This window comes from Streptomyces sp. NPDC018263, from assembly GCF_055562575.1.
The window spans coordinates 49,748-66,863 of sequence record NZ_JBVHFA010000012.1 but is presented as its reverse complement, the minus strand read 5'-3'; the positions used below and the strand labels follow the sequence as shown (position 1 = coordinate 66,863).

Here is a 17,116-nt window from a genome sequence, read left to right as displayed (position 1 = left end):
GCAGGGGGGACCCTGTGGGAGAGTAGGACGCCGCCGAACTAATTTTGAATGGGAAACCCCCGCACCTTTGGTGCGGGGGTTTTCTGCGTTCAGGGTCGCCGCTTAGGGTCGGGGATATGCGCTACGAACTCATCCTTTTCGACAATGACGGTGTCCTGGTGGACAGCGAACCCATCTCCAACCGGCATCTCGCCGCCTATCTGACCGAGCTGGGGCACCCGACGACGTACGACGAGTCCCTCCGGGACTACATGGGCGCCGCCATGCACCGGGTGCACGACACCGTGCTGGAGCGGACCGGGGAGAAGCTGCCCGTGGACTTCGACGACGTCTTCCACGCGAGGGTGTTCGCGGCCTTCGAGGAGGAGCTGCGACCCGTGGCCGGCGTCGAAGGGGTGCTGGAGAAGCTGACCGCCGACGGAGTGCCGTACTGCGTGGCCTCCTCGGGGAGTCATGAGCGGATTCGGGTCGGGCACCGGGTGACCGGGCTGGACCGGTGGTTCGGCGACGACCGTATCTTCAGCTCGCAGGACGTCGGCCGGGGCAAGCCCGCCCCCGACCTGTTCCTGTACGCGGCCGAGCGGATGGGGGTCGCCCCCGAGCGGTGTCTGGTCGTGGAAGACTCTCCGCTGGGCGTACAGGCGGCTCGGGCGGCCGGGATGGACGTGTACGGGTTCACCGCGATGACCCCGCCCGAGAGGCTCGCGGATGCGACTCAACTGTTTTCCAGCATGGGTGAGTTGGCTGACCTGCTGGTGTGACCGTGGCCATCGCACGGACCTGACGGATGTCATGCCGACCTGTGGACGTTCGTTTCTGTCGGCCGCGCCCCCTCGGCCGCGAAGCTGAGGGCATGACGAAGAACACGGGGAACCAGGGCCGGGACACCAAACGCCAGGACAAGCAGCCGGGTGTGCTGGAGAACTTCAAGCCGCTCCTCATCGACGTGGCGCTGCCGCTCGGCTCGTACTACGTCTTCAAGGAAGCCTTCGGGATGAGCACGTTCGCCGCGCTCGCCTGGAGCAGTGTCGGGCCCGCGCTGCGGACCGTGTGGAGCCTGGTGCGGGAGCGGTCGGCCAATGGGCTGGCGCTGCTCATCCTGACCGTGAACGTGGTGGGCCTGGCGCTCAGCTTCGTCTCGGGGGACCCGCGGCTGATGCTGGCCAAGGACGGGGCGGTCAGCAGCACGGTGGCGATCGGCATCCTGGTCTCGGTGGCGCTCGGACGGCCGATGATGACCGAGGGGATGAAGCCCTTCCTGGTGAAGGGGAACCCCGCCCGGGAGGGGGCCTGGCAGCGGCTCACCTCCGGGGCAGTGGCGGGGTCCGCCGACTTCCGGCGCAAGGAGCGGGCGTTCTCGCTGGTGTGGGGGGTGGCGCTGCTCATCGAGTGCGTGGCGCGTGTGGTGGGGGCGTACACCATTCCGGTCGACACCATGGTGTGGCTCGGCGGGGTGCTGATGGCCGTGGTGATGGTGGTGACCTTCGTGGTCAGCGGCGCGGTCGCGGCCGGCCCGATGGAGCGGATGGTGTGCGAGGAGGCTGCCGCGCAGACGGCCGAGTCCCCAGAGTCCCCAGAGTCCCCAGAGTCCACAGAGTCCGGCGAGACCGGAGAGCGCGTCCAGGACGGCCGTCCCGAGCTGGCCGCCGCAGCCTGATCCGTGTTCCACCGGCCGAAGATGAGCACAACTCATCTTTGGCCGGATCTGTTCAGCGCACCGCCCGGGGCCCTACGCTCGCCGCCATGACTGACGTGCTGCGGCGGGGCAGGGCCTCGCTGGCGTTCGGTTTCTTCGTCCAGGGCGTCGCCTTCGCCCTGCTGGTGACGCGCATCCCGGCCATGCAGGAGCGGTACGGGGTGTCCGACGGGCTGCTGCCGGTGTTCCTGGCGGCCGTGCCGATCCTGGCCGGGGTCGGGAGCGTGGCGACCGAGCGGCTGGTGCGCCGGGTGCGGCCGAGCCGGCTGCTGCGCTGGTCCCAGCCGGTGGTGCTGCTGGCGCTGCTCGGTGTCGGTGCCGGGGATCAGGTGGCCGAGCTGGCCGTGGTGCTGGGGGTGTTCGGGCTGTCCGTGGGGATGCTGGACGCCTCCATGAACATGCTCGGGGTGAGCCTGCAGCGGGCGTACGGGCGCAGCATCATGCTCAGCTTCCACGCGGCGTACAGCCTGGGCGGAATCCTCGGTGCCTCGCTCGCCTGGGTGGGCGCGCACGAGGAGTTGACGCTATGGATGTCGTATCTCCCGGTCGTGGTCGTGCTGTTGCCGGCCGTGCTGGTGGGGAGCCGGTGGTACGTCGACGGGGAGGCGGCGCCGGCGGAGGAGGCGGGCGAAGGCAAAGGCGTGGCCTTCCGGTTGCTGCTGCCGCTGTGTCTGGTGATGACATTCGCGTACATCGGGGACTCGACGGTCTCCAACTGGAGCGCGAAGTACGTCAAGGACGTGCTGGGCGGGTCCGAGCAGTTGGCGACCGTTCCCTACAACGTGTACATGGTGACCACGCTGGTGGGGCGAGCCGTCGGGGATCTCGGGGTGCGGCGGTTCGGGGCCGTGGCGGTGGTGCGGCTCGGGGCGCTGGTGGCGGCCTGCGGGTTCGTGGTGGTGGCGGTGGCGCCGGGGGCCTGGGTGGGGATGCTCGGGTTCACCCTGCTGGGGATCGGGCTGTGCGTGCTGGTGCCGCAGACGTTCGCGGCGGCGGGCAGGCGCGCTTTCGAAGGACACGGCCCCGGTGCGTCGGACGCGGCGGTGGCGCGGCTCAACATCTTCAACTACGTCGGTTTCCTGGTCGGTTCGCCGTTGGTCGGGGCGCTCGGGGAGGCGTGGAGCTATCGGGGCGCGATGCTCGTACCGATGGCACTCGTGCTGGTGACGACGGTGTACGCCCGGTCGTTCGCGTCCGGGGGCGACCGATACGGTGGCGGGCATGAGCGGCCGCGCACAGTTGATGTGGGACGAGGCAGTAACGGGCTATGACTTCGGCCCGGACCATCCGATGGCTCCGGTGCGGCTGGAGCTGACCCGGAAGCTGGTGTCGGCCCTGGGCCTGGACCGGGAGCTGGAGATCGTCGCGGCCAGGCCGGCCGGGGAGTCGACGCTGCGGCTGGTGCACCGGGAGGACTACATCGACGCGGTGCGGACCGCGTCGGCGGACCCGCGCACGGCGGACGGCTCGTACGGGCTCGGGACGGTGGACGATCCGGCGTTCGCGGGGATGCACGAGGTGTCGGCGCTGATCGCGGGGCAGTCGGTGGCGGCGGCCGAGGCGGTGTGGCGGGGGGACGCGGACCACGCGGTGAATTTCGCGGGCGGGCTGCACCACGCGATGCCGGGCGGGGCGTCCGGGTTCTGTGTGTACAACGACGCCGCGCTGGCCGTCGCCCGGCTGCTGGAGCTGGGCGTGGAGCGGGTCGCCTATGTGGACGTGGACGTGCATCACGGGGACGGGGTGCAGGCGGCGTTCTGGGAGGACCCGAGGGTGCTGACCGTCTCGCTGCACGAGCATCCCCGGACGCTGTTCCCGGCGACCGGGTGGCCGCAGGAGACGGGCGGGGGTGCGGGGGAGGGGTCGGCGGTGAACGTGGCGCTGCCCGCCGGGACCGGGGACGCCGGGTGGCTGCGGGCGTTCCACGCGGTGGTGCCGGAGCTGCTGGCGGAGTTCCGGCCGCAGGTGCTGGTGTCGCAGCACGGGGCGGACACGCACTTCGAGGACCCGCTCGCGCATCTCGCGGTCTCGCTGGACGCGCAGCGGGCGGTCCAGGTGGCCTGCCACGAGCTGGCGCACACCTACGCGGACGGCAAGTGGCTGGCGCTGGGCGGCGGCGGGTACGCGGTGGTGGACGTGGTGCCGAGATCGTGGACGCATCTGGTGGGCATCGCGGCCGGGCGGGAGATCGCGCCGGAGACGGTGATCCCCGAGGGCTGGCGGCAGGAAGTGTACGCACGCACGCGGCAGTTGGGGCCGCAGCGGATGACGGACGGGCGCTGGCCGGTGAGCTGGGCGTCCTGGGAGTCGGGGTACGACCCGGCCGACCGGCTCGACCAGGCGGTACTGGCCACCCGGCGCTCGGCGTTCCCGCTGCGGGGTCTGCTGGCGTGAAAGTGGCCGCCGGGCGCGGCGAGTAATCGTTACGCCAACCGTGCGGTCTTTGCCCGTTCCCCCTCCGCCCGTCCGCCCGATGGGCCACGATCGCACCCGTGTTGGACACCGGTGCCCTGCGCGCGCACCTGCTCGCCGCCCGTCTCGCCGGGGAGGTCGCCACCGCGCGGGAGGACAGCCTCCGCAACTACCGGCTGTTCGCCGCGCGCGACCCCCGCGCGCTGATCGGGATCGATCCCGAACGGTCCTGGGGGCAGCGGGAACTGCTCGGTCTGATGGCGGACCGGTGCGGGGTCTCGGCCGATCCGCTGCATACTTCGGGCCGGGACGTGATCGACCCGGAGCGGACGCTGGCCGCGCTGGACGCCTTCGCGCTGGCGATCGCCGGCGCGGCCCGGCGGGGGGTGCCGGTGCTGTTCGGCACCGGGCACCCGCGGCAGCTCCTGGGGTTCTACGCCGCGCTCGCGGACGCGGTGTCGGCGGCGGGATGTGAGATTCTCACCCCCGCGCAGGGTCGCTGTGTCGACATATTGACCCGGTTCGGTCTACGCACGCACCACCTCGAGTACGTACGAGGGGTTGCCCTGGTGCGGGAACCGGCGAGCGGGCGCCGGGGTGGTGAGCCGGGTGCGCACAGCCATTCCCCGCTCCCGGTTCGGCTCGCGCTGGCGGCCGCCGCGGAGTCCGGCGGGCCCCTGCCGGGACTGGTGGTCGGAGATCACGGATGGGTCTGCGGCGCAGGTCAGTTGGGGTTCGAGGCGATCGGCCTGGCCGACTCCGACGACCCCGCGCCCTTCGTCGGCGAGGCGGAGGGAACGGTGTCCGTCGTCGTTCCGCTTGATGACGCCGTACGGTCTGGTCACTACCGCCCGCTCACCCGCTACGTACTCAAACGAGCGTGTCTGTCACAGTAGGCCGCCGATGGGGACACCTCTTCCCCATTCGCATCACCCGCCCCTAGTCTGGGGAGTGAGCACGCAACGACGAAGAGTCACCGGAAGGGGAAGCCGGTGGCCGTCGAGTGCGGAAGGTTCAGGTGTGTCATGGCTGGTGCAGGCGAGAGGCCGTTGAACGAGGTCCAGTTCCTCACCGTGGCGGAAGTCGCCTCGGTGATGCGAGTGTCGAAGATGACCGTGTACCGCTTGGTGCACAGCGGTCATCTGCCCGCGATCAGGGTGGGGCGGTCCTTCCGTGTCCCCGAGCAAGCGGTTCACGAGTACCTCCGGGAGAGCTACGTGGGGGTGGAAACGGCCTGACGGCGGTCCGGAAGATCCCGGAACAAGCCCTCGATTACGACCACAGCGCTCGGGCGGGTAGGCTGACCCCTCGTAGGTCGTATGGGCCCATGGCGCCCAGCAACCGAGTCATGAGAAGTGAGCGAGGGTAGTCGTGGGCTCTGTTATCAAGAAGCGGCGTAAGCGGATGGCCAAGAAGAAGCACCGCAAGCTGCTCAAGCGCACGCGCGTTCAGCGCCGCAACAAGAAGTAAGCGGCACCGCGCGAAGACGCGTTCCCGGTGGCCCCCCGTCCGACAAGGACCGGGGGCCACCGGCATGTCCGGGTCACCTCCTGGCGACAGTGACCCGATAGGTTGGCCGCACACGGGGAACGCGGACGTGGACGCGGAAGGAAGGCGCTGGTCTTGGGAAAGGTCGTGCTCGTCACCGGAGCCGCCCGGCAGCTCGGCGGCCGGTTCGTGCGGCGCGTCCAGCGGGACCCGGAGGTCGACCGGGTGATCGCCCTGGACGCCGTACCGCCCGCGCACGACCTCGGCGGGGCGGAGTTCATCCAGGCCGACATCCGGCAGCCGACCGTCGCCCGCGTGCTCGCGGAGACCGGCGCCGACACGGTCGTCCACATGGACGTCACCGGCACCGCGCTCGGCGGCGGCAGCCGGGCCACGGTCAAGGAGACCAATGTCATCGGCACCATGCAGTTGCTCGGCGCGTGCCAGAAGTCGCCCGCGGTCAAGCGGCTGGTGGTGAAGTCCAGCACCACCGTCTACGGCTCCGCCCCGCGCGACCCGGCCGTCTTCACCGAGACCACCCCCGCCAAGTCGCTGCCCAGCGGCGGCTTCGCCAAGGACGCCGTCGAGGTCGAGGGGTACGTACGCGGTTTCGCCCGGCGTCGCCCCGACGTCGCGGTGTGCGTGCTGCGGTTCGCCAACATCCTCGGCCCCACCCCGGACACCCCGCTCGCCTCCTACTTCGCGCTGCCCGTGCTGCCGACCGTGCTGGGCTACGACCCCCGGCTGCAGTTCGTGCACGAGGACGACGTGATCGAGGTGCTGCGGATCGCCTCGCACGAGCCGCGCCGGGGCACCCTCAACAGCGGCACCTTCAACATCGCCGGCGACGGGGTGCTGCTCCTCTCGCAGTGCTCGCGCCGGCTCGGCCGGCCCACCGTGCCGCTGCTGCTGCCCGCGGTCACCTGGGCGGGGTCGCTGGTGCGTACGCTCGGTATGACGGACTTCTCACCCGAGCAGATCCGGCTGCTCACCCACGGCCGGGTGGTCGACACCGGCCAGATGCGCGACACCCTCGGGTTCGCGCCCACGTACACGACGGCGGAGACGTTCGCGGACTTCGCGCGCGGACAGGGTCCCGGGCTGCTGCCGCCCGAGACGCTCGCGGAGGCCGTCGACCGGGTCGCCGTGCTGACCGCCGGGAGCGGCGCCCGTGTGCCGCGGCCCGGCGCCAACTGAGGAGAGCGGCAACGATGGCGGACGCCAAGGTCATTCCGTTCGACGACGACCGGTCCCGCGGGGGCGCGGGCCAGCGGCCGCAGCGCCGCCGGAGCACGGGCGGCCGCCCCGGCGCGGTCCAGCCGCTGCCCACCAGAAGCGACGCGCAGGACGAGCCCCCGGCCGAGGAGCGCGCCCGGGAGGCGGCCGACGCCCTGGACCAGCGCGTCGCGCGCGGCCTCGCCTTCCTGCGCCGCCGGCTCACCGGGGACTACGAGGTCGACGACTTCGGGTACGACGAGGAGCTGACCGACCAGGTCCTGATGTCCCTGCTGCGCCCGGTGTACGAGAAGTACTTCCGGGTCGAGGTGAAGGGCATCGAGAACATCCCGGCCGAGGGCGGGGCGCTGATCGTCGCCAACCACTCCGGGACGCTGCCGCTGGACGGCCTGATGATGCAGGTCGCCGTGCACGACCGGCATCCGGCGGGCCGGCATCTGCGGCTGCTCGCGGCCGACCTGGTGTTCGTGCTGCCGGTCGTCAACGAGCTGGCCCGCAAGCTCGGTCACACCCTGGCCTGCGCCGAGGACGCCGAACGGCTGCTGGGCCAGGGCGAGCTGGTCGGGGTGATGCCGGAGGGTTTCAAGGGGATCGGCAAGCCGTTCGGGGAGCGGTACAAGCTCCAGCGGTTCGGCCGGGGCGGGTTCGTCTCCACCGCGCTGCGGCAGGGGGTGCCGATCATCCCGTGCTCGATCGTCGGCGCCGAGGAGATCTACCCGATGATCGGCAACGCCAAGACGCTGGCGCGGCTGCTGGGCTTCCCGTACTTCCCGCTGACGCCGACCTTCCCGTGGCTCGGGCCGCTCGGGGCGATCCCGCTGCCGACGAAGTGGACCATCCAGTTCGGGGAGCCGATCCCGACGGACGGGTATCCGCCGGAGGCGGCCGAGGACCCGATGCTGATGTTCAACCTCACCGACCAGGTCCGCGAGCAGATTCAGCACACGCTGTACAAGCTGCTGGTGCAGCGGCGTTCGGTGTTCTTCTGAGTGCTCGCTGAGGCAATGACGGCTGAGGCAATGACAAAGGGGCGCCCCCGCTCGGACAGGGGCGCCCCTTTGGCGTACGCGCTACGGCTGCTCGGCGTCCTTGCTGTCGATGCCCAGGCCGGGCAGGAGGCCCGGCAGGAGCGGCGGCAGGGTGACGTCCGGCTTGCCCGACGGGTTGGACGACTTGCCCGCGGACGGCGAACCGTCCTCGGAGCCACCGGTCTTCGGCGGGTCCAGCAGACCGCCCGTGCTGCCGCCGAGCAGTCCGTCACCGCTGTCACCGGTGGCCGAACCGCTGGGGGCGCCGGGGCTGCCGTCCCGGTCCTTGCCCGCCGACGGGGTGCCACCGGTGCTCGGGGAGCCGGACCGGTGGTTGCCCGCGGAGCCGGACGGGGCCACGCCGGGACGCTCGCCGCTGTGGCCGTCGTCGCCCTTGGTGGCGGGCGGCTTGGGCAGCAGCGACTCCAGCGGGGCGACCTCTTCGTCTATGGCGTCGAAGACCGAGGAGACCTCGTCCTTCACATCGCCGAGCTGGAGCGGGAGCCGGTCGCTCAGCGTGCTCCACACCTCGCGGTGGGAGCGGGAGAAGGCGGAGAGGGCCTGGATCGGGCCGAGGGAGTCGGGGTCCGCCTCGTAGGCCGCGTGCAGCAGGCGGTGGCCCTCGGTGACGTCGTTGCGCATGCCGGAGAGGGTGCGGCGGATCTCGCCGATGGACTCGTGGTCCAACTGGCCGCTCCGGTCGCGCTCCATCAGCCTGCGGGCCTCGTTCAGCCGGGTGGAGGCGTGGTCCAGGTACGCCTGGCCGCGCTCCCCGTCGCCCTGGCTGAGGTAGTTGAGCTGGAAGTCCTCGATGCCGCGCTTCAGTCCGTACAGCGAATCGCCGGGCAGGGCCTCGGAGCTGGCGGCGGCCACTCCGCCGAAGGCACCGGCGGCCACGCCCACGCTGAGGCCACCCGCGGTGAGCCCCTTGGCCAGCCGGGATTTGGGGCGCAGCTTGCTCAGCGGGCTCGCCCGGTGCGCGCCCCGGCCGGGGGAACGCTGCTCGGGCACCGACGCCGGAGCCGCTCCGCCCAGGGTGCCCTCCTGGAGCATGGCCTCCATCGCGGCCACCAACTGGGCCCGCTGGACGACCTTGACCTCCGGGTCGAGCTGGGGCCTGGGCAGCTCACCGAGACCTTCCGCCAGGGCCAGCAGCTCGCCCTGCTCGGATCTGTCCTCGGCGGGCGGTGTTCCCGCCCGGTGTGCGTGCTCGGCCGCCGTGTCCCGGTCGGACTGCTCCTCCAGGGCCTGGGCGAAGGCGTTCGCCCGCCGGTGCGCCGATACGTTCGCAATCACTGGCGGCACCTCCTCTCGTCATGACGGTCGACTCACAGGGAGCCTGTATCCCGCACAACGAGCGGCTCGGCACTTGGGTTACGGACGACGGGCCGCCGGATCGCAAATCCAACTCACTTTCACCAAGGGTGAGTTGGGCGTCGCTCTGCGTCGCGGGCGGGCGGCCTCAGCGGGCGTCTTCCGGGAGGAGCCGGGCGAGGGTGCGCACGGCCCGGTACTGGAGGGTCTTGATGGCGCCCTCGTTCTTGCCCATCACCCGCGCCGTCTCGGCGACCGACAGGCCCTGGAGGAAGCGGAGCGTCACGCACTCCTGCTGCTGGGGGTTGAGCCGGCGCACCGCGTCCAGCAGCGCGGCGTTGGAGAGCGACTCCAGGACGGAGTCCTCGGGGGAGCGCGCGACCTCGTTGGCGTCGAGCATCTCCCCGGTGGTGACCTCCAGCCGGAAACGGCTGGACTTGAAGTGGTCGGCGACGAGGTTGCGGGCGATCGTCACCAGCCAGGCGCCGAAGTCACGGCCCTGCCAGGTGAAGGTGCCGATCCGGCGCAGGGCGCGCAGAAAGGTCTCGCTCGTCAGGTCCTCGGCGGTGGCCTTGCCGCCGACCCGGTAGTAGATGTAGCGGTACACGGTGTCGCTGTACTGGTCGTAGAGGCGGCCGAACGCGTCCGCCTCTCCTGCCTGGGCACGTTCGACCAGGTCCATCATGCGGGCGCTGTCACTGTCCGCGGCCGGCCGGCGGGCGGCGGGCGCGCCCGTGGAGCGGGCTCGTCTGCCGACGGCCGCGCCGCGTTCGGCCAGTGCGTAGCACGGACCGAGGGGCGCGGCGCCGACGCCGGCGAAGGCGGGGACGGTGTGCGCGGTGGGGACGAGGCCGCGCAGCGTGTCTTTGACCGTTGCGACAGTTGCGCGCAGCGTAGCCAGGCCCGAGGCGTCAACCCCGATGTGTGGGTACACGGGACTCCCAGAGGCAGAGCTTCCATCACGTGCAGTACGGGCCCTTTCACCCGTCGTAGCGACGGAGGGGTACCGGTTTGCGTCTGAGGAGAATAACGCTTCGTGTAGACCCTGCTACACCCAGTTGCTCAAATCGTCGATTAGGTCGCCTGTGTTAGCGATTGACGACTCTTCAAGTTGCTGAACCTGATCGCTTGTTGATCGAAACTGGGCTGATTTCTGTGAAAGCTGAGGCGTGTTCGAAGGCCGGATGCATAATTCGGGCGCGCGGGAGCCGTGGTGGCCGGATCAGCGCCGGCGGCGGCTCAGCGCGATCGCCGCGGCCGTGCCGCCCGCCACCGCGCCGACCCCGGCGGCCGCCGGGATGCCGACCTTGGCGGCCTTGCGCCCGGTGCGGTAGTCCCGCAGCCGCCAGTCCTTGTCGCGGGCGTGCCGGCGCAGCTTGGCGTCCGGGTTGATCGCGTAGGGGTGGCCGACCAGGGAGAGCATCGGGATGTCGTTGTGGCTGTCGCTGTACGCGGCGCAGCGGGAGAGGTCCAGCCCCTCGGCGGCGGCCAGCGCCCGTACCGCCTCCGCCTTGGCCGGGCCGTGCAGCGGCTCGCCGACCAGGCGGCCGGTGTAGACGCCGTCCACGGACTCCGCGACCGTGCCGAGCGCGCCGGTGAGGCCGAGGCGGCGGGCGATGACCTGGGCGATCTCCACCGGGGCCGCCGTCACCAGCCAGACCTTCTGGCCCGCGTCCAGGTGGGCCTGGGCGAGCGCGCGGGTGCCGGGCCAGATGCGGTCGGCCATGTACTCGTCGTAGATCTCCTCGCCGATCGTCTCCAGCTCGGCCACGCGGTGGCCCTTGACGATGGAGAGCGCCGAGTCGCGGGCCTCCTGCATGTGCTCGGGGTCCTCGACCCCGGCCAGCCGGAACCACGCCTGCTGCCAGGCGAACCGGGCGAGTTCGCGGGTCTCGAAGAACTTCCGCTTGTACAGACCGCGCCCGAAGTGGAACAGCGCGGCGCCCTGCATCACGGTGTTGTCGAGGTCGAAGAAGGCGGCGGCCCGGTCGTCGCCGAGCACGGGGAACTCGGGTTCCCGTTCGGCGCCTTCCGGTTCCGGGTGTTCCTGCGAGGACTTGCGGGCGGCCTCCGCGGAAGCCTCGCCTGCCAACACGCTCCGCGCCGTGGCGGAGCGCCTACGGGGGGTGAGCCATCCAAGAGCGGCCATGGCGTGAGCATAGCCAGTCCGTTCGGCGGTTCCGGAGCCGAGAGGTTCGGAGTCTGTGAACTCCGGGCATACGTACCGCTCCGGGCGGCGCGGCGGCGGGGGCGCGGGGCGGGACAATGACCCGTATGAGTCCCCTCTTCCGGCGCAAGGCCGCCCCCCAGGAGCGGCTGGTCACTCTCATCCGCAAGCCCGGCTGTCATCTGTGCGACGACGCGCAGGCCGTGATCGAGAAGGTCTGCGGCGATCTCGGCGTGCCCTGGGAGGGGCGGGACATCACCGAGGACCGGGCGCTGCACGACCAGTACTGGGAACAGATCCCGGTGGTCCTGGTCGATGGCGAGCAGCACACCTTCTGGCGGGTGGACGAGGGACGGCTGCGCCGCGCGCTGACGGGGTGACGAACGGTGCCGAAGGGGCCTCGGGGGCGCGAAACGCGGCGAGTGTGTAGTTTTGCCCCCAGGTAGGGCCCCGCAACGGGCATGCGTGACCCCGGTCACGTTGGCCGGGCAAATCGGACACCATCTTTGTGCACACGTTCACAAAGACATAGCCTTCTTGTCGACGGGGCGGTCCGGGGAAGCATGACCGCTCGCAGCCCCGCTCTACCCGCAGGAGCACCGTGGCAACTGGCCGAACTCACCGACCGGCGACCCGCAGCCGAGGGATTCCCGAGGCCACCGTCGCCCGGCTTCCGCTGTACCTCCGTGCGCTGACGGCCCTGTCCGAGCGCTCGGTGCCCACGGTTTCCTCCGAGGAACTGGCCGCGGCGGCGGGCGTCAACTCCGCCAAGCTCCGCAAGGACTTCTCCTACCTGGGCTCCTACGGCACCCGCGGCGTCGGGTACGACGTGGAGTACCTCGTCTACCAGATCTCCCGCGAGCTGGGCCTCACCCAGGACTGGCCCGTCGTCATCGTCGGTATCGGAAACCTCGGCGCGGCCCTCGCCAACTACGGCGGCTTCGCCTCGCGCGGCTTCAGGGTCGCGGCGCTGATAGACGCCGATCCCGCGATGGCCGGCAAGCCGGTCGCGGGCATCCCGGTGCGGCACACCGACGAGCTCGAGAAGATCATCGAGGACAACGGCGTCTCCATCGGCGTCATCGCCACCCCCGCCGGTGCCGCCCAGCAGGTCTGCGACCGGCTCGTGGCCGCCGGGGTGACCTCCATCCTGAACTTCGCGCCGACCGTGCTGACCGTCCCGGACGGCGTCGACGTGCGCAAGGTCGACCTCTCCATCGAGCTGCAGATCCTCGCCTTCCACGAGCAGCGCAAGGCCGGCGAGGAGACCGCGTCCGGCGACGGCGCCGTACCCGCCAAGCGTGCGAGCGCCGACGGCCAGGGACCCGACGGGGACGTGCCCGCCGTGATGCCGGCATGAGCCTCCTCGTCGTAGGGCTGAGCCACCGCAGTGCCCCGGTCAGCGTGCTGGAGCGGGCCGCGCTGAACGCGGACGCCCAGGTCAAGCTGCTCCAGGACACCGTCGCCGCCGAACCGGCCACCGAGGCCGCGGTGCTCGCCACCTGCAACCGGATCGAGCTGTACGCCGACGTCGACAAGTTCCACGCCGGTGTCGCCGAGCTGTCCACGCTGCTCGCCCAGCACAGCGGAGTGGGCTTGGAGGAGCTGACGCCGTTCCTCTACGTCCACTACGAGGACCGGGCCGTCCACCACCTGTTCTCGGTGGCCTGCGGGCTGGACTCCATGGTCGTCGGCGAGGGCCAGATCCTCGGCCAGATCAAGGACGCCCTCGCCCGCGCCCAGGACCTGCACACCGCAGGGCGGCTGCTGAACGACCTCTTCCAGCAGGCCCTGCGGGTCGGCAAGCGCGCCCACTCCGAGACCGGCATCGACCGCGCCGGGCAGTCCCTGGTCACCTTCGGCCTGGAGCAGCTCGCCGCGGGCACCGACGTGCCGGGCTGGGCGCGGGGCCGTACCGCGCTGGTCATCGGCGCCGGGTCGATGTCGTCGCTGGCCGCCGCCACGCTGGCGCGGGCCGGGGTCGCCGAGATCGTCGTCGCCAACCGCACCTTCGAGCGCGCCGAGCGGCTCGCCGGGATCCTCGCCGACGCCGAGGGCGCCACCACCCGTGCCCGCGCGGTGCGGATGGACGCCGTGGCGGCGGAACTTACACGTGCCGACGTGGTCGTCTCCTGTACCGGCGCGACCGGTCTGGTGCTGACGGCGGACGCCGTCGCCGAGGCGGTCGCGGGCCGTACCGGGCAGCCGGCGGCCGACACGGGCGCCGAGGCTCCGGGGACCGACGCGCTGCCGCCGACCAGTGTCGGCACCGACGAGAACTGCCCGCTGGACCTGGCCTCCGTGCAGGGCACGCCCGGCTTCTCGGTGCACGGCGAGGCCGCCGTCGCCGGGATGGACGCGGCCACCCTGGAGCAGCACGCCGCCTGGGTCGGCGAGGGCACCACCCTGCGGGAGCAGGGCCGCGAGCACGACGCGGGCGGCCGGTTCACCCCCGAGGCGGACGCCGGGCTGATCGCCGCGCTCGCCGAGGCCGTCGCCACCGCCGGCCGCGTCCCCGAGTACCGCAGGCCCGAGCCGGTCGCCGCGATCCCGCGCCCGGCCCCGGCCGTCTTCCTCCTCGACCTCGCCATGCCCCGCGACATCGACGCGGCCGTGCACCGGCTGGCCGGGGTGCGCCTGGTGGACATCGAGTCGCTGGCCGAGGCGTCCGCCGACGCCCCGATGGCGTCCGACGTGGACCAGGTTCGGCGTATCGTCTCCGACGAGGTCGCGGCGTTCGGCGCGGCTCAGCGGGCGGCGCACATCACGCCCACCGTGGTCGCGCTGCGCACCATGGCCGCCGATGTCGTCGCCGCCGAGATCGCGCGGCTCGACGGACGCCTGCCCGGCCTGGACGACCGGCTGCGCGGCGAGATCCGGCAGACCGTGCACCGCGTGGTGGACAAGCTGCTGCACGCGCCGACCGTACGGGTCAAGCAGCTCGCGGCCGAGCCCGGAGGCACCGGGTACGCGGACGCGCTGCGCACCCTGTTCGACCTCGACCCGGAGACGGTCGCCGCCGTCTCGCGGGCCGTGGACAACACAGACGAGAAGGACCGACCGGCATGACTGACAAGGCACTGCGACTGGGGACGAGGCGGAGCAAGCTCGCCATGGCCCAGTCAGGGCAGGTGGCGGACGCCGTGAGCCGGGTGACCGGCCGGCCCGTCGAGCTGGTCGAGATCACCACGTACGGCGACGTCTCCCGGGAGGCGCTGGCGCAGATCGGCGGCACCGGGGTGTTCGTCACGGCGCTGCGGGACGCGCTGGTGCGCGGCGAGGTGGACTTCGCGGTTCATTCGCTCAAGGACCTGCCGACCACGCAGCCCGACGAACTCGCGCTGGCCGCCGTGCCGGTGCGGGAGGACCCGCGGGACGTGATCGTGGCCCGCGACGCGCTGAAGTTCACCGACCTGCCGCGCGGCGCGCGCATCGGCACCGGCTCGCCGCGCCGGATGGCCCAGCTCAACGCGTACGCGCGGACCCATGGTCTGGACATCGAGACGGTGGCGATCCGCGGCAACGTGGACACCCGCATCGGGTACGTCCACGAGGGACGGCTGGACGTCGTCGTGCTCGCCGCCGCCGGGCTCAACCGGATCGGCCGGATCGACGAGGTGACCGACTTCCTGTCGGTCGACACGGTCCTGCCCGCCCCCGGCCAGGGGGCCCTGGCGATCGAGTGCGCGGCATCCGACGCGGACCTGGTCGCCGCGCTCGGCGAACTCGACGACCCGCACACGCGGGCCGCCGTCACCGCCGAGCGGTCACTGCTCGCCGCGCTGGAGGCCGGCTGCAGCGCCCCTGTGGGTGCGCTGGCCGACCTCTTGACCGACGGGCCTGTAATCAAGGAAATGCGCCTGCGCGGCGTCGTCGGCACGACCGACGGCTCGCGGATGGTGCAGCAGTCCACCACCGGTTCCGTGCCCCTGACGCACGACGGGGCGATGGCACTCGGGCGCGAACTCGCCACCGAGATGCTCGCCCAGGGCGCGGCCGGTCTGATGGGGGAGCGAGCACATTGAGCCCCACCGCCTTTCCCGCCGGTCCCGAGCACGGGCACGTCACCTTCCTGGGTGCCGGACCCGGAGATCCGGGACTGCTGACTCTGCGCGCCGTGGAGGCGCTGTCCCACGCGGACGTCCTGGTCGCCGAGCACGAGGTGCTCGACGTGATCCGGACGCACGCCCGGCAGGGCGTCTCCGTCGTGCCGACGGAGGCGGTCTCCTCCCCGGACGCGCTTCCGGGCGCACCGCAGCTCACGGTCGTTGACGGTGCGTCAACTCCCGCTGTGGCCCCGGCCGCTGCCCAGGATGCGGCTCATCTTGTCATGGAGGCCGCACGGGGCGGCAGGCGGGTGGTCCGTGCGGTCGCCGGTGATCCGGGACTGGACACCGACGCCGCCGAGGAGATGCTCGCCTGCGCCGCGGCCGGGGTGCCCTTCGAGGTCGTCCCCGGTGTCGCGGCCGCGACCGGCGTGCCCGCGTACGCCGGTGTCCCGCTGCGGGACGCGCACGGCGCCGACGTGCGGTTCGTGGACGCGCGTACCGCCTCCGACCGGTGCTGGACGGAGGTGGGTGCCTCGGACGGCACGGTGGTCGTCTCCACCTCGCTGGACTCCGTCGCGGCCGCCGCCGCCGAGCTGGTGTCGGCCGGCCGCAAGCCGGACACCCCGCTCACCGTCACGGTCGCCGGTACGACGACCCGCCAGCGCACCTGGACGGCGACGCTGGGCACGATCGCGCAGACGCTGAAGCAGGCCAAGGTGCTGCCGTCGCCGGACGGCGGGCGCCCGGTCATAGCCGTGGTCGGCGAGCGGTCCGCCGCCGCCCGCCGCGACCAGCTCTCGTGGTTCGAGTCCAAGCCGCTGTTCGGCTGGAAGGTCCTCGTCCCGCGCACCAAGGAGCAGGCCGCCTCCCTCTCCGACCAGCTCCGCTCCTACGGCGCGGTGCCGCACGAGGTCCCGACCATCGCCGTCGAGCCCCCGCGCACCCCGCAGCAGATGGAGCGCGCGGTCAAGGGCCTGGTCACCGGCCGCTACGAGTGGATCGCGTTCACCTCGGTCAACGCGGTCAAGGCGGTCCGGGAGAAGTTCGAGGAGTACGGGCTCGACGCGCGTGCCTTCGCGGGCATCAAGGTGGCCGCGGTGGGCGAGCAGACCGCGGGCGCGCTGATCGCCTTCGGGGTGAAGCCGGACCTGGTGCCGAGCGGTGAGCAGTCGGCCGCCGGTCTGCTGGAGGACTGGCCGCCCTACGACCCGGTCTTCGACCCGATCGACCGTGTCTTCCTGCCGCGCGCCGACATCGCCACCGAGACGCTGGTGGCCGGGCTGATCGAGCTGGGCTGGGAGGTGGACGACGTCACCGCCTACCGTACGGTCCGCGCGTCGCCGCCGCCGCAGGAGACCCGTGAGGCGATCAAGGGCGGTGGTTTCGACGCCGTGCTCTTCACCTCGTCCTCCACGGTCCGCAACCTGGTCGGCATCGCGGGCAAGCCGCACAACGTGACGGTCATCGCCTGCATCGGCCCCGCGACCGCCAAGACGGCCGAGGAGCACGGACTCCGGGTCGACGTCATGGCCCCGGAGCCCTCCGTCCACAAGCTGGCCGAGGCCCTGGCCGCGTTCGGCACGAAGCGCCGTACGTCCGCGCTGGAGGCGGGTGACCCGGTGACCCGGCCCAGCGAGCGCCGGCCGGGCGCGCGCAGGCGCCGCACGACGACCTGAGCCCTTCACGGCATGAGCGGGGCGTCCCCTTCACGGGAGGCGCCCCGCTT

At 71.9% G+C, this 17,116-nt stretch carries 17 protein-coding genes; 14 read left to right on the top strand and 3 right to left on the bottom strand.

Features of this window, described 5'->3' with window-relative positions:
• The first annotated feature begins 116 nt into the window (after positions 1 to 116).
• From ACZ3HQ_RS29115 to ACZ3HQ_RS29075, 9 genes are all read left to right on the top strand, one after another.
• Positions 117 to 761 (top strand): HAD family hydrolase, encoded by a 645-nt coding sequence (locus ACZ3HQ_RS29115; protein WP_467515476.1) that lies wholly within the window; start codon positions 117 to 119, stop codon positions 759 to 761.
• Positions 762 to 853: 92 nt separating this feature from the next.
• Positions 854 to 1,657: a VC0807 family protein gene (locus ACZ3HQ_RS29110; RefSeq protein ID WP_467515474.1), complete on the top strand. Its 804-nt coding sequence runs from the start codon at positions 854 to 856 to the stop codon at positions 1,655 to 1,657.
• Positions 1,654 to 2,967: an MFS transporter gene (locus ACZ3HQ_RS29105; RefSeq protein ID WP_467515480.1), complete on the top strand. Its 1,314-nt coding sequence runs from the start codon at positions 1,654 to 1,656 to the stop codon at positions 2,965 to 2,967. The genes ACZ3HQ_RS29110 and ACZ3HQ_RS29105 overlap by 4 nt, the downstream gene beginning before the upstream one ends.
• The gene (locus ACZ3HQ_RS29100; protein ID WP_467515472.1) at positions 2,918 to 4,090 is read left to right on the top strand and encodes an acetoin utilization protein AcuC; all 1,173 of its coding nucleotides are present in this window, start codon (positions 2,918 to 2,920) and stop codon (positions 4,088 to 4,090) included. The genes ACZ3HQ_RS29105 and ACZ3HQ_RS29100 overlap by 50 nt, the downstream gene beginning before the upstream one ends.
• Before the next feature lie 98 nt (positions 4,091 to 4,188).
• Entirely contained in the window at positions 4,189 to 5,004 is an 816-nt protein-coding gene (locus ACZ3HQ_RS29095) for a phosphatase (RefSeq protein ID WP_467515469.1), read from the top strand.
• Between the two features lie 129 nt (positions 5,005 to 5,133).
• Positions 5,134 to 5,346, top strand: a complete 213-nt coding sequence (locus tag ACZ3HQ_RS29090; RefSeq protein ID WP_051781202.1) for a helix-turn-helix domain-containing protein — start codon at positions 5,134 to 5,136, stop codon at positions 5,344 to 5,346.
• A 133-nt stretch (positions 5,347 to 5,479) separates the two neighbouring features.
• Complete coding sequence (locus ACZ3HQ_RS29085) at positions 5,480 to 5,578, top strand: 30S ribosomal protein bS22 (protein ID WP_003948845.1); 99 nt, start codon at positions 5,480 to 5,482, stop codon at positions 5,576 to 5,578.
• Between the two features lie 153 nt (positions 5,579 to 5,731).
• On the top strand, positions 5,732 to 6,793 hold the full coding sequence (locus tag ACZ3HQ_RS29080; RefSeq protein WP_467515468.1) for an NAD-dependent epimerase/dehydratase family protein: 1,062 nt from the start codon (positions 5,732 to 5,734) through the stop codon (positions 6,791 to 6,793).
• 14 nt (positions 6,794 to 6,807) lie between these two features.
• Positions 6,808 to 7,821, top strand: coding sequence for a lysophospholipid acyltransferase family protein (locus ACZ3HQ_RS29075; protein ID WP_467515466.1), 1,014 nt, complete (start codon positions 6,808 to 6,810; stop codon positions 7,819 to 7,821).
• A gap of 81 nt (positions 7,822 to 7,902) precedes the next feature.
• Here ACZ3HQ_RS29075 and ACZ3HQ_RS29070 read toward each other — a convergent pair whose 3' ends face one another.
• The 3 genes from ACZ3HQ_RS29070 to ACZ3HQ_RS29060 form a co-directional block, all read right to left on the bottom strand.
• Positions 7,903 to 9,156 (bottom strand): DUF5667 domain-containing protein, encoded by a 1,254-nt coding sequence (locus tag ACZ3HQ_RS29070; protein WP_467515464.1) that lies wholly within the window; start codon positions 9,154 to 9,156, stop codon positions 7,903 to 7,905.
• Positions 9,157 to 9,322: 166 nt separating this feature from the next.
• Positions 9,323 to 10,108, bottom strand: coding sequence for an ECF subfamily RNA polymerase sigma factor, BldN family (locus tag ACZ3HQ_RS29065; RefSeq protein WP_467515462.1), 786 nt, complete (start codon positions 10,106 to 10,108; stop codon positions 9,323 to 9,325).
• Between the two features lie 288 nt (positions 10,109 to 10,396).
• Positions 10,397 to 11,323: an HAD family hydrolase gene (locus tag ACZ3HQ_RS29060; protein ID WP_467515459.1), complete on the bottom strand. Its 927-nt coding sequence runs from the start codon at positions 11,321 to 11,323 to the stop codon at positions 10,397 to 10,399.
• A gap of 116 nt (positions 11,324 to 11,439) precedes the next feature.
• Here ACZ3HQ_RS29060 and ACZ3HQ_RS29055 point away from each other — a divergent pair, with 116 nt between their 5' ends.
• The 5 genes from ACZ3HQ_RS29055 (at position 11,440) to ACZ3HQ_RS29035 (ending at position 17,066) form a co-directional block, all read left to right on the top strand.
• Positions 11,440 to 11,721, top strand: coding sequence for a glutaredoxin family protein (locus ACZ3HQ_RS29055; protein ID WP_467515457.1), 282 nt, complete (start codon positions 11,440 to 11,442; stop codon positions 11,719 to 11,721).
• A 221-nt stretch (positions 11,722 to 11,942) separates the two neighbouring features.
• On the top strand, positions 11,943 to 12,701 hold the full coding sequence (locus ACZ3HQ_RS29050; RefSeq protein WP_130331179.1) for a redox-sensing transcriptional repressor Rex: 759 nt from the start codon (positions 11,943 to 11,945) through the stop codon (positions 12,699 to 12,701).
• A complete protein-coding gene (locus tag ACZ3HQ_RS29045; RefSeq protein WP_467515456.1) occupies positions 12,698 to 14,410 on the top strand; it encodes a glutamyl-tRNA reductase in 1,713 nt (570 codons plus the stop codon). Before ACZ3HQ_RS29050 ends, ACZ3HQ_RS29045 begins: the two co-directional genes overlap by 4 nt.
• A complete protein-coding gene (hemC, locus tag ACZ3HQ_RS29040; protein WP_467515454.1) occupies positions 14,407 to 15,366 on the top strand; it encodes a hydroxymethylbilane synthase in 960 nt (319 codons plus the stop codon). Before ACZ3HQ_RS29045 ends, hemC begins: the two co-directional genes overlap by 4 nt.
• Entirely contained in the window at positions 15,363 to 17,066 is a 1,704-nt protein-coding gene (locus ACZ3HQ_RS29035; protein WP_467515452.1) for a bifunctional uroporphyrinogen-III C-methyltransferase/uroporphyrinogen-III synthase, read from the top strand. The genes hemC and ACZ3HQ_RS29035 overlap by 4 nt, the downstream gene beginning before the upstream one ends.
• Positions 17,067 to 17,116 lie beyond the last annotated feature (50 nt).

Coding starts and splice junctions, on each gene's coding strand:
- ACZ3HQ_RS29100 (WP_467515472.1), top strand. CDS start 2,918: ATGAGCGGCCGCGCACAGTTGATGTGGGACGAGGCAGTAACGGGCTAT.
- ACZ3HQ_RS29075 (WP_467515466.1), top strand. CDS start 6,808: ATGGCGGACGCCAAGGTCATTCCGTTCGACGACGACCGGTCCCGCGGG.
- ACZ3HQ_RS29115 (WP_467515476.1), top strand. CDS start 117: ATGCGCTACGAACTCATCCTTTTCGACAATGACGGTGTCCTGGTGGAC.
- ACZ3HQ_RS29060 (WP_467515459.1), bottom strand. CDS start 11,323: ATGGCCGCTCTTGGATGGCTCACCCCCCGTAGGCGCTCCGCCACGGCG.
- ACZ3HQ_RS29110 (WP_467515474.1), top strand. CDS start 854: ATGACGAAGAACACGGGGAACCAGGGCCGGGACACCAAACGCCAGGAC.
- ACZ3HQ_RS29090 (WP_051781202.1), top strand. CDS start 5,134: ATGGCTGGTGCAGGCGAGAGGCCGTTGAACGAGGTCCAGTTCCTCACC.
- ACZ3HQ_RS29045 (WP_467515456.1), top strand. CDS start 12,698: ATGAGCCTCCTCGTCGTAGGGCTGAGCCACCGCAGTGCCCCGGTCAGC.
- hemC (WP_467515454.1), top strand. CDS start 14,407: ATGACTGACAAGGCACTGCGACTGGGGACGAGGCGGAGCAAGCTCGCC.
- ACZ3HQ_RS29055 (WP_467515457.1), top strand. CDS start 11,440: ATGACCCGTATGAGTCCCCTCTTCCGGCGCAAGGCCGCCCCCCAGGAG.